14 protein-coding genes are annotated in these 12,873 nt (G+C 63.5%); 7 read left to right on the top strand and 7 right to left on the bottom strand.

Annotated features, from left to right (window positions below; genetic code table 11):
* Positions 1-2: 2 nt before the first annotated feature.
* Both JC607_RS22565 and JC607_RS22560 read right to left on the bottom strand, forming a co-directional pair.
* On the bottom strand, positions 3-434 hold the full coding sequence (locus JC607_RS22565) for a hypothetical protein (protein WP_198838987.1): 432 nt from the start codon (positions 432-434) through the stop codon (positions 3-5).
* A 213-nt stretch (positions 435-647) separates the two neighbouring features.
* Positions 648-1,634 (bottom strand): D-glycerate dehydrogenase, encoded by a 987-nt coding sequence (locus tag JC607_RS22560; RefSeq protein WP_198838986.1) that lies wholly within the window; start codon positions 1,632-1,634, stop codon positions 648-650.
* Between the two features lie 173 nt (positions 1,635-1,807).
* Here JC607_RS22560 and JC607_RS22555 point away from each other — a divergent pair, with 173 nt between their 5' ends.
* From JC607_RS22555 to JC607_RS22540, 4 genes are all read left to right on the top strand, one after another.
* The gene (locus tag JC607_RS22555; protein ID WP_233093093.1) at positions 1,808-2,440 is read left to right on the top strand and encodes an SH3 domain-containing protein; all 633 of its coding nucleotides are present in this window, start codon (positions 1,808-1,810) and stop codon (positions 2,438-2,440) included.
* A 151-nt stretch (positions 2,441-2,591) separates the two neighbouring features.
* Positions 2,592-3,494: a cation diffusion facilitator family transporter gene (locus tag JC607_RS22550; RefSeq protein ID WP_198838985.1), complete on the top strand. Its 903-nt coding sequence runs from the start codon at positions 2,592-2,594 to the stop codon at positions 3,492-3,494.
* 174 nt (positions 3,495-3,668) lie between these two features.
* Complete coding sequence (locus JC607_RS22545) at positions 3,669-4,388, top strand: TetR/AcrR family transcriptional regulator (protein ID WP_233093092.1); 720 nt, start codon at positions 3,669-3,671, stop codon at positions 4,386-4,388.
* Positions 4,388-5,572, top strand: a complete 1,185-nt coding sequence (locus JC607_RS22540; RefSeq protein WP_198839011.1) for a pyridoxal phosphate-dependent aminotransferase — start codon at positions 4,388-4,390, stop codon at positions 5,570-5,572. Before JC607_RS22545 ends, JC607_RS22540 begins: the two co-directional genes overlap by 1 nt.
* A 32-nt stretch (positions 5,573-5,604) precedes the next feature.
* Here the strand turns inward: JC607_RS22540 and JC607_RS22535 are convergent, their stop codons facing one another.
* Positions 5,605-6,750, bottom strand: a complete 1,146-nt coding sequence (locus JC607_RS22535; RefSeq protein WP_198838984.1) for an MFS transporter — start codon at positions 6,748-6,750, stop codon at positions 5,605-5,607.
* A 243-nt stretch (positions 6,751-6,993) separates the two neighbouring features.
* Between JC607_RS22535 and JC607_RS22530 the strand changes: the two genes are divergently transcribed.
* Positions 6,994-7,593 carry a 50S ribosomal protein L25/general stress protein Ctc gene (locus JC607_RS22530; RefSeq protein ID WP_198838983.1) on the top strand — a complete coding sequence of 200 codons (600 nt, stop codon included), beginning with the start codon at positions 6,994-6,996 and terminating at the stop codon, positions 7,591-7,593.
* Positions 7,594-7,676: 83 nt separating this feature from the next.
* On the opposite strand, the gene JC607_RS22525 is transcribed toward JC607_RS22530, so the two are convergent.
* Both JC607_RS22525 and JC607_RS22520 read right to left on the bottom strand, forming a co-directional pair.
* Complete coding sequence (locus JC607_RS22525; RefSeq protein WP_198838982.1) at positions 7,677-7,991, bottom strand: antibiotic biosynthesis monooxygenase; 315 nt, start codon at positions 7,989-7,991, stop codon at positions 7,677-7,679.
* Positions 7,992-8,039: 48 nt separating this feature from the next.
* Positions 8,040-8,819: a methyltransferase gene (locus JC607_RS22520; protein ID WP_198838981.1), complete on the bottom strand. Its 780-nt coding sequence runs from the start codon at positions 8,817-8,819 to the stop codon at positions 8,040-8,042.
* 57 nt (positions 8,820-8,876) lie between these two features.
* On the opposite strand from JC607_RS22520, the gene pth reads away from it, so the two are divergent.
* Both pth and JC607_RS22510 read left to right on the top strand, forming a co-directional pair.
* A complete protein-coding gene (gene pth, locus JC607_RS22515; RefSeq protein WP_198838980.1) occupies positions 8,877-9,593 on the top strand; it encodes an aminoacyl-tRNA hydrolase in 717 nt (238 codons plus the stop codon).
* 69 nt (positions 9,594-9,662) lie between these two features.
* Positions 9,663-9,947 (top strand): hypothetical protein, encoded by a 285-nt coding sequence (locus JC607_RS22510; protein ID WP_198838979.1) that lies wholly within the window; start codon positions 9,663-9,665, stop codon positions 9,945-9,947.
* A gap of 71 nt (positions 9,948-10,018) precedes the next feature.
* Here JC607_RS22510 and JC607_RS22505 read toward each other — a convergent pair whose 3' ends face one another.
* Both JC607_RS22505 and JC607_RS22500 read right to left on the bottom strand, forming a co-directional pair.
* Positions 10,019-11,803, bottom strand: a complete 1,785-nt coding sequence (locus JC607_RS22505; protein ID WP_198838978.1) for an MFS transporter — start codon at positions 11,801-11,803, stop codon at positions 10,019-10,021.
* A gap of 271 nt (positions 11,804-12,074) precedes the next feature.
* The gene (locus JC607_RS22500; RefSeq protein ID WP_198838977.1) at positions 12,075-12,746 is read right to left on the bottom strand and encodes an adenylate kinase; all 672 of its coding nucleotides are present in this window, start codon (positions 12,744-12,746) and stop codon (positions 12,075-12,077) included.
* Positions 12,747-12,873: the final 127 nt, after the last annotated feature.

Below are 12,873 nucleotides of genomic sequence, written 5' to 3'. Positions count from 1 at the left end.
CCTCAGACTTCTTCGTCGGGGTAAGGCAGGTCATCTGCCGCGACGTTGACGTAATCAGCCTCGGGCGTCGCCGGGAATCTGATGGCTGGGACAGAATCCCTTTGCTCCAGCACGGCTTTCACGAGGCGATGCATCCCGTCCATCAATCGACCGTCCGCACAGAGAAGGATCGGAAAGGATAAATCAACCTGCTGCACCAGTTTCATATGGGCAGCAAGTGCCCTCGGAGTTGGTGAAACAGTCTGATCCTCATACCACCAGTTCTGATCCAGTTCGGGAATATCATCCAGGCGGACAAGCGTTGATGAGATCTGTTTTGAAAGTCGGATCAGACGGTGAATATCCCACGCGCAGAGCTCCCCATTCACTCTGCGAAAATGATACTGCTTTCTCAGCAACTGCTTGCCCCTTGTCGAAATTTGAAAGTCGATCAACCGTCTGCTCCGTCCCGCATATTGTTGAAAAACGCAGAAGACTATCAGGCAGCACCAAAAGTCTGGAATATACGTCTCCCGAAGACCGAACTCCCATTGGTTTTCGGCAATCCCGCGCGCTGGATCGGAACGACTTCCCGGGTTTCTCCCTGTCCTGAAGGGCCGCCGGAGTTTTTCAACAGCATCTCCCGCATAGCGGACAACAGACCCGCGTCACATCATCCCCGGAACAACCTGATCCGGCGGGCGGTGACCATCGGCGAAAGTCTTGATATTGATCAGAACTTTCTCACCCATCTCGATCCGACCCTCAATGGTCGCCGATCCCATATGGGGCAGCAGGACCACATTGGGTTCCTCGCGCAGGCGCGGGTTGATCTCATTGCCGCGCTCATAGACGTCGAGGCCCGCGCCCGCGATCTCGCCTGCGCGCAGCGCACGGGTCAGTGCATTCTCGTCGATCACCTCGCCGCGCGAGGCATTCACCACCACCGCAGTGGGCTTCATCAGCTTGAGGCGGCGCGCGTTCAGCAAATGAAAGGTCGAAGGCGTATGCGGGCAATTGATCGAGACAATATCCATCCGGGCGAGCATCTGGTCGAGGCTTTCCCACCAGGTCGCCTCCAGCTCGGCCTCGATCTCGGGGCGCACGCGGCGGCGGTTGTGGTAATGGACCTGGCAGCCAAAGGCGCGGGCACGCCGCGCCACGGCCTGGCCAATCCGCCCCATGCCCAAAATCCCCAGCCGCTTGCCCGCGAGCCGCGAGCCAAGGAAGGCCATCGGCGTCCAGCCCTCCCATTTGCCACTCGCCATCGAGGCAATGCCTTCCGGGATGCGCCGCGTCACCGCCATGATCAGCGCCATGACCATATCGGCAGTGTCCTCGGTCACCACACCGGGGGTGTTCGAGACAAGAATGCCGCGCGAGCGCGCCGTGGCCACATCGATATGATCAACCCCTGCGCCATAATTCGCGATCAGTTTCAGCCGGTCCCCCGCCTGGCCGATCAGCCCGGCATCGATCTGGTCGGTGATTGTCGGCACCAGAACGTCGCAGCTCTGCATCGCGGCCAGCAATTCGTCGCGGGTCATTTTCACATCCGGATCCCGCAGCCGGACGTCGAACAATTCCTTCATCCGGGTCTCGACCGGCTCTGGCAAGCGTCGCGTCACAACAACAGTCAGGCGTGGCGATGGCATGGCGTCTCCCTCAACTCTTCCATCAGGCGCGTCTTGGGTGCACAGTGGGGTCAAGCGGGGCGGACCACAAGCCCCCGTCTCTGAGGTCATAAAAAATGCGGGGGCACAGCCCGCAAGAGCAGGCAACGGATATGAGCATCGCATCTTTAAAGAACGGCCAGAAGCCGGAGCAGATGAGCCGCCAGACCAGACACCCGATGCTGGCGGCGGTCCTTCTATCTGCCTCCCTCGTCCTGACCGGCGCGCCGAAAAGCGCGAATGCCGATGAAACCACCGAAACCGCGATCGAAACCGCAGTGGCCGCCACCTCGTCCGGAGCGGCTTCGGGAACCGCTGGCACCGCCCCGACCGCGCGCATGGTCAAGGAATGCAAGCCCGGTATCGGCTGTGTGACCAATCTGCCTTTGCCACGCTATGTGTCGCTCAAGGGCGATCAGGGCAATGCGCGGCGCGGCCCCGGGCTCACGCATCGCATCGACTGGGTGTTCACCCGGCCCGGAATGCCGCTGCGGGTGACCGCTGAATATGAGAACTGGCGCCGCGTTGAAGATCAGGACGGCGCCGGCGGCTGGGTGCATTATGCGCTGCTTTCTGGGGTGCGCTCGGTGCTGATCACCACCGATATGGCGGAATTCCGCGATGCGCCGCGCGCGGATGCGCGGGTCAGCGCCCAGGCAGAAATGGGTGTGGTCGCGCGTATCCTGCAATGCGATGCCGACTGGTGCCGGATTTCCTCTGGCGGCGAGCGCGGCTGGGTGCCGAAAACCGCGATCTGGGGCGTTGATGCGGGCGAGACCATCGAATAGCCCCAGCATCCTCTGGCCAGCCTGAGCCTCCGGCGGGAGTATTTTCGTCAAGAGGAAGTCGCATTCCTCTTGATAAAAATACTCCGGGGGAGGCATCCGCCAGGATGACGGGGGCAGCGCCCCCTGTTCCGCCCGCCATCAGGAGCCCGACGTGACCGACAAAGACACCCGAACAACGCTGAGCCTTTCTGCCGGCATCGCATCGGTTCTGGTTGCGACCGTGCTGGTCGGGCTGAAGCTCTGGGCTGTGGTGGCGACCGGCGCGCTTTCGGTCGCGGCCTCGCTGGCCGACAGTGCGGTGGATCTGGTCATGTCGCTCGCGGCCGCCACCGCGATCCTTTATGCGGCGCGTCCGGCGGATGATGATCACGCCTTCGGGCACAGCTCAGCCGAAGACCTGACCGCGCTGGCACAGGCGCTTCTGATCACCGGTTCGGCCGGTTACATCGCCTGGTCAGCACTGGACCGGCTGCTCAATGGCGGCGTGCCCGGCCTTGGCGCCGAGGGGACCGGCACTTTGGTGATGGTCGTCTCGATCCTGCTCACGCTGGCGCTGGTCTGGTGGCAGGGGCGGGTCGCAAAGCTGACCGGCAACCGCGTTGTGGCGGCCGACCGGCTGCATTACCTTGGTGATCTGATGCCCGCGGTCGGCGCGGTGATCGCCTTGCAGGCCTCGCAGCACCTTGGCATCACCGGGCTCGATTCCTGGGTCGCGCTGCTGGCCGCCGGGGTCATGATGATCGGCGGGGTGCGCATCGGCAAATCTGCCTGGGATGCGCTGATGGACCGCCGGGCCGATCCCGAGATCATCCGCGGTATCGCCGAACTCGCCGGCAGCTGGCCCGGTGTGCGCGGCTTTCACGACCTCAAGACCCGCACCAGTGGCAGCCGGGTCTTCGTCAACCTCCATATCGAGCTCGACGGCGATCAGAGCCTGCGCGAGGCCCATGACATCGGCGCCGCACTGCGCCGCGAGATCCTGCGGCGCTGGCCTGGTTCAGATGTGATCATCCACAAGGATGTCGCGGCTGCGGATGGGCGGCCCGGCACCTGAGGTCTTTGCGCTATACTCAGCCCCCCACCCGGGGGCCGGAATGCGGTCCGGCGATCCTGGCACTGGACAAGCAACGATCTTGCCGCAAAATCCTGCCTGTGTAGAATAGGCAATTATCCGATCGTGTAATTCCCGGCGGATCCCGTTCCCTGCAGCCGTCACAGAAAGGCGCCGATGACCAGTTCCGACAGACCGGATAAGAAAGCTGTCCCACCAGGTGACATGCGCCAGTCCGGATCCGAACGCCGCCCCTATATTCGTGACACTGAAGAGAACCGCCGCGAATCGCTTGTGGCGGCGGTGCAGGCTCTGGTGGCCGAGGGCGGGCGCCAGGCGGCAACGGTCAGGGCGATTGCGGCGCGGGCGGGGGTGACTCCGGGGCTGATCCGTCATTACTTCGGATCGAAAGAAGATCTGTTGCGCGCAGCCTATGTCGCGCTGATGGATGGCATGACCAACAAAGGCGAGGAAGCGCTTGACAGCGTCGGTGCCGGCCCGGCCGAACGGCTGGCGGCCTTTGTTGCCGCGGCCTTGCGCCCGCCGGTGCTGGATCCGAAAGCGGTCGGGCTCTGGGCGGGCTATCTGCACCAGGTTCAGTCCGATCCGGGGCTTCTGGCGCAGCATGAGAGTTCGTATCTGCATTACCGAGACCGCCTGCAACAGCTGATCGCCGATCTTGACCGCCCGGTCGCGGACGGGCAGCTGCGACAGGAGGCCATCGCCTGCAATGCGGTGCTTGACGGGCTCTGGCTCGAAGGTTCGGTTTTGCCCGGTCACTTCGCTGAAAACGAGGTGATCCAGATCGGTTTGCGCTCAGTCGGTGCAATTCTGGGCATCACGCTCGCAGCCTTTACCGCCCCCGCCGGCAGGCAGCACAGACCAGGAGAGAAATGATGCGTTATTCCGCGGTGCATGAACGGCTGTCCGGCCTCGGTTCGGCGAAATGGGCGGTGCATCGCCTCGCGCGCGAGATGGCGGCTGAAGGGATCCCGGTCATCGAGCTTACCATCGGCGAGCCGGATTCTCCCACGCCCCCCGAACTGATCGAGGCCGCGAAATCCGCGATGCGCCCCGGACGTCTGGGCTATTCCGATGGCAGGGGCGAGCCCGGCCTGCGCGCGGCACTGGCGAAACGTTATTCCGAACGGCGCGGCCGCGAGATCGGGCCCGATCAGGTGATCTGCCTGCCAGGAACCCAGACCTGTCTCTATGGCATCCTCCGCACCCTTGTCGAAAACGGCGATGAGGTGCTGGTCGGCGATCCGATGTATGCGACCTATGAAGGGCTGATCCGCCAGACCGGTGCCAGACCGGTGCCGGTGGCGCTGCGCCCTGAGCATGGCTTTCGGATGCGGGCATCGGATCTGGCGGCAAAGATCACGCCGGCGACTCGGGTGATCTTCCTCAACACGCCCCATAACCCCACGGGTGCCGTGTTGACCCGCAAGGATATCACGGAAATCGGCGCGCTTGCGGTGAAACATGATCTCTGGATCGTCTCGGATGAGGTCTATGAGGATCTGATTTTCCCGGGCGTCACCTTCACCTCGCCGCTTGACCTGCCCGAACTGGCAGAGCGTGTCATCTGCGCCGCCTCGATCTCGAAATCGCATGCTGCACCGGGCTTTCGGTCGGGCTGGGTGATCGGGCCACGCGATTTCACCGCCAGGCTGCTGCCGCTTTCAGAAATCATGCTTTTCGGCAATCAGCCCTTCCTGGCTGACATGACCGAACTTGCCGTTTCGCGACCTTCGCCGGTCGCGGCCGGCATGGTCGAACGCTTCTCGCGCCGGGCAGATCTGGTGGCGAATGCACTGGAGGGTCAGGCCGGGCTGAAGGTTCACCGCCCCGAAGCCGGCATGTTCGCTCTTGTGGATATTCGCGCCACCGGCCTCTCGGGCCAGGAGTTCGCGCTTGGGCTCCTGCGCGAGCGCCATGTCGCGGTCATGCCCGGCGAGAGCTTTGGCGACGGGCTGGCGGGCTGGCTGCGGCTTTCGCTGACCCAGCCCGATGAGGCCATCGCCGAGGCCTGCACGCAGATCCTCGCCCATGCTCAGGCGCAGATGGCCGCTGCCTGAAGCAGCCGCCCGAACCAGCCATCTGAAGATCCTCAGCTGCGCGCCGCCCGCCGCATCAGCGGCGCCAGCACCAGGATGAACATCAGCATCCCTGCGGCAAAGATGAAGGCCGCGCGCAGGCTGAACGTGCCCGCGATAATCCCAAGCGCCGGCGGCCCGACGAAATAGCCGAAATAGCCGTAAAGCGTGGCCCGCGCCACGGCCCGCGCCCGGGTACCTTCCGCCGAATGCCGGCCAACGAGCGAAAAGGCGGTCGGCGCGATCACCGAAGACCCCACCCCCATGATGATAAAGCCGGCATAGGCCGCATTGGGCGTCCCCGCCTGCGACGCGATCAGCGCGCCGCAGGCCGCAACCAGCGCGCCGCCCATCAGCAGACGGAACGGGTCCAGCCGCGCGACCAGCCCCTGCCCCAACAGCCGCGCCACCCCCATGGTCAGCGCCAGCACCGCCGGGCCAAGCGCGCCCTCCTCCGGGCTGCCGCCCAGCGTTTTTTCAATATGCAAAGCCGACCAGCCTTCCGCCGCATTCTCGGTCAGAAACGCGATCAGCACCATGCCGCCACCGATCAGAGGCACGAGGCCCAGACCCGGCCCGCCGGCCTCGGGCCGTTTCAGCCCGTGAATGGCGCCATCGCGCTCAAAGGTCAGACCTGCAAAGACCAGCGCCAGCAGTGCCATCGTCCCCAGAACCAGATCCGGCGTCCATCCGAGCCCGCGCAATTGCCCGGTACAGATCGCCCCGCCGCCATAGCCAAAGGAATAGGCGGCATGGGCAAGGTTCATCAGATGCACCTTGCGCGTGGTTTCAAGCTCCGCGGTACGGGCATTCATCAGAACATCGGTCAGCCCGGTGCCAAAACCACAAACCATCATCGCAAGCGGGAACATCCAGGGCACCACCACCGTTCCCGGCAAGGTGAAAGCCAGCGCCATCGCCCCCGCCGAAAGCGGCAGCGCCACCTTGCCCAGCCGGTGCCCGATCAGCGGCGCGAGCAGCATGGCCGTTACCGCCGCCAGCGGCGTGAACAGCAAAAGCCCGCCCAGCCGTGCCTCATCAACGCCAAGCTGCGCCTTGAGATCCGGCATCACCGCCGCAAACGAGCCCCAGAGGATCCCCATCGCCGCAAAAGCAAAGACCACCGCCCGCGCGGTCACTACGGTTTTCAGAAAAGACATGCGGCGCCTCCGATCCCCGCCCTTCTGCCAGGCCCGGCCCCCCCCCGTCCATCCCGTAAGCGACACGGCCCCTGCGGGATTTCGCCTGCGCCTTTCCTCTTGACCAAAATACTCCCGCCGGAGGCATCCGCCGCCTGCCCCCGCAAACAGGTTTTCCCTTTTCTTCCCCCCGCTTTCCCGCTATAGGCGCGCATCCGCCACGCACCCTTGGAGGGTGGCGGTTTTATCATATGGAGAATACCAATGGCACGCGAGATCCCTGATCTTCTGGCCGTGGTGCGGACGGGGACAGGCAAGGGGGCCGCCCGTCAAGCCCGTCGTGAGGGCAACGTACCCGGCATCATCTACGGCGACAGCAAAGAGCCGACGCCGATTTCGGTCAATTACAACTACCTGCTGAAGAACCTGCGCAAGGGTCGCTTCCTGCAGACGCTGTTCAACCTCAAGGTTGAAGGCCAGGCTGATCAGCACGTGATCTGCCGCGGCGTGCAGCGCGATGTGGTCAAAGACCTGCCGACCCATGTCGACTTCATGCGCATCCACGACAATTCGCGCATCAACCTCTTCATCCATGTTGATTTCATCAATGCGGATAAAGCACCTGGCATCAAGCGTGGCGGCACCCTGACCGTCGTGCGCGCCGAGGTTGAGCTCGAAGTTGTCGCATCCGACATCCCGGCCCAGATCACCGTGGATCTGGAAGGCAAGCAAATCGGCGATGTGATCCATATCGAAGATGTCGCGCTGCCCAAAGGCGTGAAGCCGACCATCGGCCGCAACTTCGTGATCGCGAATATCGCGGCGCCGTCGGGTCTTGCGGCCTCGGCTGGCGACGAAGAGTGATCCTTTCGGATCGCAGACTATGAAACGGGGGGCTTTTGCCCCCCGTTTTCATTTTTACGAGATGTGCGGCGCGGCTTCGCGGCTCAGGTGCCGATGAACTGTATGGATTCGAAGACTTCCAGTTTCGGGTGTTCCAGGATCACCCCCTTATGGCCGCCGGCCCCGCCATGGGCTGTCCGAAACGCCTCTGATTTCGTCCAGTCGCGAAACGCCGCCTCGCTCTCCCACATCGTATGTGAGGCATAGAGGCGGGCGCCGTCTGCCTCGGCCCCCTTCATCAGGTGAAAGCTGACAAAGCCCGGCACCTGTGGCAGATGGCTTTCGCGGTTTTTCCAGATCGCCTCGAATGTGGCTTCTTCGCCCGCCTTCACTTTGAAACGGTTCATGGTGAGATACATGGCTTTGCTCCCTGCCTGTTCAACTGGGCCCGGTTTCGGACATCGCCCTCAGGCGCTGCCGATCCGGCGAAACACCACCGTCGCCCCGCGCGAGCCGTCCGGTTCATAGACGAAGCCCTGGCGCAACAGCGCGTCAAAGATCCGCCCGGTGCCCTCTGGCCCATAGCTGCCGGGATGGATTTCCGTCACGATCAGCCGCAGCGAGGCCGGCAGTTCGACCGCCAGCACCTCAAGCTCTGCCCCTTCGATATCACAGCTCAGCACCGTCGGCGCGAGTTCGGCCAGAAGCGGCCCGGCGGCATGTGCCGGCACGGTCAGAACCTCGATGCCGCGCAGCCAGGTCCCGCCCTTTTTCAGCCCTGATGACCAGAAATTCCCCCTGAGGCCGAATTCGACCACATTGCCCGGCCTCGGTGTGCCGACCACCGCGCCATGGATCAGGCGGGCGACAGGAAAACCGTTCTGGTCCAGCGTGTTGCGCGCCAGCGCCATCGTCGTTTCGCCGGCCTCGACGCCGGTGACATGTTCCGCCCCGACCACCCCGGCAGCAAGCGCGCAAAGAAACCCGATCCCGGCCCCGAAATCCACGAACCGGTCCCCGGGGCGCAGATGTTTCAACAGCGCGGCGGCTTCGGTATTCTCATAGCGGCCGGCCTCCAGCGCGTCCGCAAGGCGCCCCGAGAAAGTCCCCTCGGGCAGGGAAAGCCTGATCCCACGAATGGTGAAATGGGCGAGACCGGCCATATTGCCTCGTAGCGGATGGATCGTGTCAGGTTGAGCGAAGCCCGTTCGGGCGCTATAGGCGAGGCTAAGCGCAATGACGGCCAAGGTCCAGCGCCTCCCCGGCGGGTCCGGGCGATGCGGCGGACAGATATGGAGACGCGAATGAAACTCTTTGTCGGCCTTGGCAATCCGGGCGCGAAATACGCCGGCAACCGCCATAATATCGGCTTCATGGCGCTGGAACGGATTGCCTCGGATCACGGCTTCACCCCCTGGCGTAAGGCGTTTCAGGGCGAGGTGTCAGAGGGCCGTCTGGGGCGCGAGAAGGTCATCCTGCTGAAACCCGCGACCTTTATGAACCTCTCGGGCCAGTCGGTCAGGGCGGCGGTGGATTTCTACAGGATCGACCTCGCGGATATCACGGTTTTCCATGACGAGCTGGATCTGGCGCCCGGGAAGCTCCGGGTCAAACAGGGCGGCGGCCATGCCGGACATAACGGGCTCAGGTCGATCCATGCGCATCTGGGTGAGGCCTATGGCCGGGTGCGGCTTGGGATCGGGCATCCCGGCCATAAGGATGCGGTCGCGCATTATGTGCTGAGTGATTTCAGCAAGGCGGACCAGGCCTGGCTGGATGATCTCTTGCGCGGTATTTCAGAGGGCGCGGTGGCGCTGGCCGAGGGCGACGGACAAAAATTCATGAATGCGGTCAGCCTGCGTACCGCGCCGCCGCGCTCATCTGGCGGGGAGGCTTCCGCTGGCCCGGCGGCGGGCCCTCCGGGCCGCAAGCTGCCACCCGGGCCGAAACCTGTGCCAAAGCCCGAACCGGAGCCAGATGCGCGCAGCGCCATGCAAAAGCTGATGGATCGCTTTCGCTGAACCCTATGAAATCATAGACCAACGGCCTGCTTTGCCTTATCCCGGAACAAGGGAAAAGGGAAAGATATCATGACATTCAGCCAGATCATCGTCTCGCAATTCGCGGATCCGTTCCGCATCATTCTGCTGATCGGCCTCGTCTGGACCATGATGCGCACCCGCGCGGCCAGTGGCACGCTGATCCCGCTTGGCGCGGGGATCGTCTTTGTCGCGGTGCTGATCCCGATGACCCTGACAGCTGCAAGCGAGATCCCGGTCAGGGACCAGATCCTTGCGGGCCTCGTGACGAATACGGTGATCACCGGCATCGTCCTTGGGATCTGGGAAGCGGTGAACCGGGCGCGGCGGCGCTGAGCCTCAGCGGGCGGCAAATGGAAACGGGCCGGGGAAATCCCCGGCCCGTTTCTTTTGTCGCCTGCGTCAGATTACTGGTTCTGATCCGCGAAGATGTCTTTCTTATGCGTGCCGCCCGGAACAAACAGCGCCCCGATCACCACCGTCATCAGCGCGATGACGATTGCGTACCACAGACCCGCATAGATGTTGCCCGACTGCGCCGAGATCGCGAAAGCGGTCGCCGGCAGCAGGCCCCCGAACCAGCCATTGCCGATATGGTAGGGCAGCGACAGGCCGGAATAGCGGATCCGGGTCGGGTAAAGCTCGACCAGCATTGCCGCAATCGGGCCGTAAACCATCGTCACAAGGATGATCAGATAGGTGAGGGTCAGCACGATGGTGATCTTCTGGCCGGTGAAGATATCGAAGAAGTTCTTCGCCACAGCCACAGACTCATTCGCCTGGCCGGTGATCGGGTAGCCAGCGGCGCTCAGCGCGTCGTTCAGCTCTTTGTCGAAACGGGCCTTCTGATCCGCCGCATCCGCGGCCGAGCCGGAATAGCCCTGGATCTCGGTCTCGCCGATTTTCACCGAAGCGATGGTGCCCGCAGGCGCATCGACCGTCTCCGAATTCGCCGAACGCGCGGTCAGACCGGCTTTCAGGATGTCGCAGCTGTTGGTGAATTTCGCGGTGCCGACCGGGTTGAACTGGAACGAGCAGTCAGCCGGGTCTGCGGTCACGGTGATCTGGGTCTGATGCGCTGCATAAAGCATCGGGTTCGCGGTTTTGGTCAGGAACCCAAAGACCGGGAAATAGGTGAGTGCCGCGATCAGGCAGCCGCCAAGGATGATCGGCTTACGGCCGATACGGTCCGAGAGGCGGCCGAAGAAGATGAAGCCATAGGTGCCGAGGATCAGCGACCAGGCCACAAAGACATTGGCGGTGAAGCTGTCGACCTTGATGACGTTCTGCACATAGAACAGCGCGTAGAACTGGCCCGAATACCAGACCACAGCCTGGCCCGCGGTCAGACCGAACAGCGCGATCAGAGCGATCTTGCCATTTTTCCAGTTGCCGAATGCTTCGCGCAGCGGCGCTTTCGAGGCCGCTCCCTCTTCCTTCATCTTCTTGAAGGCGGGGGATTCATTCATCGTCAGACGGATATAGAGCGAAACCGCCAAAAGCGCGATCGAGCCGATGAACGGAATGCGCCAGCCCCAGGCGTTGAAGGCCTTCATCATCTGCGGTGTGCCATCGGCCAGCAGAACGGGAACGCTCGCCGCGTCCAGCACCGGCTGGTCGGGATAGTTGCCGTTCACATAGCCCTGCACCATCAGGATGACGATCAGCGAGAGCAGCAGACCAAGCGTCGCCGTGGTCTGGATGAAGGCGGTGAAATAGCCGCGCTGGTTTTGCGGCGCATGTTCCGCCACATAGACCGCCGCCCCGCCATATTCGCCGCCAAGCGCCAGGCCCTGAAGCATACGCAGGATGATCAGAATGATCGGCGCCGCCACACCCCAGCTGTGGTAGCTGGGCAGGATACCGACGATGAAGGTCGAGAAGCCCATGATGAGGATCGTCATCAGGAAGGTGTATTTCCGCCCGACAATATCGCCGAGCATCCCGAAGACCAGCGCGCCGAACGGGCGCACGATGAAGCCCGCCGCGAAAGCCAGCAGCGCGAAAACGTTGCGCGTCGCTTCGGGGAATGGCGTGAAGAACTGCGCACCGATGATCGCGGCCAGCGATCCGTAGAGGTAGAAATCATACCATTCAAAGATCGTGCCCGCAGAAGAGGCGAGAATGACCTTCTTCTCTTCCCGGGTCATGGGGCGTGAGCGGTCGCGCACGTCCGGTGTTGATGCTGCCATCTGGCGTCCTCCATTTTGACCGCCCTGCCGGGTCGGCCTCTCCCTGTCCATCCCGCCTGTGTCCCGGTTCACGGGGCAAAGACGGGCCCGCGCCCGAAAGCGTCTGATGCGCCCGGGCGGTCTTCAGGCGGATCAGTCCCATGAGGAACCCTCCGCCCGCCGGTCCATTCGGGATCCGGCACTTTTTGTGTGACGGGCATACGCAGGATCCCGCGCGCCCTGTCTCCTCATCCGCGCACCAGGGGCCCTCCTTCCCCCGGAAAGCGGGTTCTCAGACCGCAACCCGGCCGGTGATCCGGCCCAGCGAAGCGGTCACCTCGGCGATGGGTTGCATCGCGTCGATCTTTTCCAGCACGCCCTTCGCCTCGTAGAAGGCGATCAGCGGGGCGGTCTGGGCGTGATAGGCCTTCAGCCTTTCGCGCACGGTGATGGCATTGTCATCGGCGCGGCGCTTCATCTCTGTGCCGCCGCATTTGTCACAGCTCCCGGCATGAGCGGGCTTGCGAAACCTGTCGTGATAGCCTTCGCCGCAGGATCCGCAGGTGTAGCGGCCCGAAACCCGCTCCACCATCGCCTCGTCATCGACCTCAAGGCTCACCGCCGCCGTGATCCGCCGGTCCTGCGCCGCCAGCAGCTGATCCAGCGCCGCCGCCTGGGCCCCGGTGCGCGGAAAGCCGTCCAGGATGATCCCCTTGCCGCAATCGGGCTGCGCCATACGGTCCTGCAGGATCGCCAGCACGATCTCATCCGAAACAAGCGCTCCGGCCTCCATCACCGCTTTCGCGGCAAGACCTGCGGGCGTGCCGGCGCTCACTGCGGCGCGCAGCATATCGCCGGTTGAGAGCTGGACGAGGCCATACTCTTCCTCCAGCATCCTGGCCTGGGTGCCTTTGCCTGCACCGGGGGGGCCGAGGAGGATCAGAACCGGGGTCTCGCGTGTCATCCCTTGTTCATCCTGTTCTCGATGAGGTCTTCGACGACGGTGGGATCTGCGAGGGTTGAGGTATCTCCCAGGGCTGCGAAGTCGTTTTCGGCGATTTTGCGCAGGATGCGGCGCATGATCTTGCCGG

It is taken from the genome of Paracoccus sp. IB05 (genome assembly GCF_016405985.1).
Taxonomy (GTDB): domain Bacteria; phylum Pseudomonadota; class Alphaproteobacteria; order Rhodobacterales; family Rhodobacteraceae; genus Pseudogemmobacter.
This window is presented reverse-complemented; position numbering and strand designations above follow the sequence as displayed.

Coding starts and splice junctions, on each gene's coding strand:
- JC607_RS22560 (WP_198838986.1), bottom strand. CDS start 1,634: ATGCCATCGCCACGCCTGACTGTTGTTGTGACGCGACGCTTGCCAGAG.
- JC607_RS22555 (WP_233093093.1), top strand. CDS start 1,808: ATGAGCCGCCAGACCAGACACCCGATGCTGGCGGCGGTCCTTCTATCT.
- JC607_RS22545 (WP_233093092.1), top strand. CDS start 3,669: ATGACCAGTTCCGACAGACCGGATAAGAAAGCTGTCCCACCAGGTGAC.
- JC607_RS22540 (WP_198839011.1), top strand. CDS start 4,388: ATGCGTTATTCCGCGGTGCATGAACGGCTGTCCGGCCTCGGTTCGGCG.
- JC607_RS22535 (WP_198838984.1), bottom strand. CDS start 6,750: ATGTCTTTTCTGAAAACCGTAGTGACCGCGCGGGCGGTGGTCTTTGCT.
- JC607_RS22530 (WP_198838983.1), top strand. CDS start 6,994: ATGGCACGCGAGATCCCTGATCTTCTGGCCGTGGTGCGGACGGGGACA.
- JC607_RS22525 (WP_198838982.1), bottom strand. CDS start 7,991: ATGTATCTCACCATGAACCGTTTCAAAGTGAAGGCGGGCGAAGAAGCC.
- pth (WP_198838980.1), top strand. CDS start 8,877: ATGAAACTCTTTGTCGGCCTTGGCAATCCGGGCGCGAAATACGCCGGC.
- JC607_RS22510 (WP_198838979.1), top strand. CDS start 9,663: ATGACATTCAGCCAGATCATCGTCTCGCAATTCGCGGATCCGTTCCGC.
- JC607_RS22505 (WP_198838978.1), bottom strand. CDS start 11,803: ATGGCAGCATCAACACCGGACGTGCGCGACCGCTCACGCCCCATGACC.
- JC607_RS22500 (WP_198838977.1), bottom strand. CDS start 12,746: ATGACACGCGAGACCCCGGTTCTGATCCTCCTCGGCCCCCCCGGTGCA.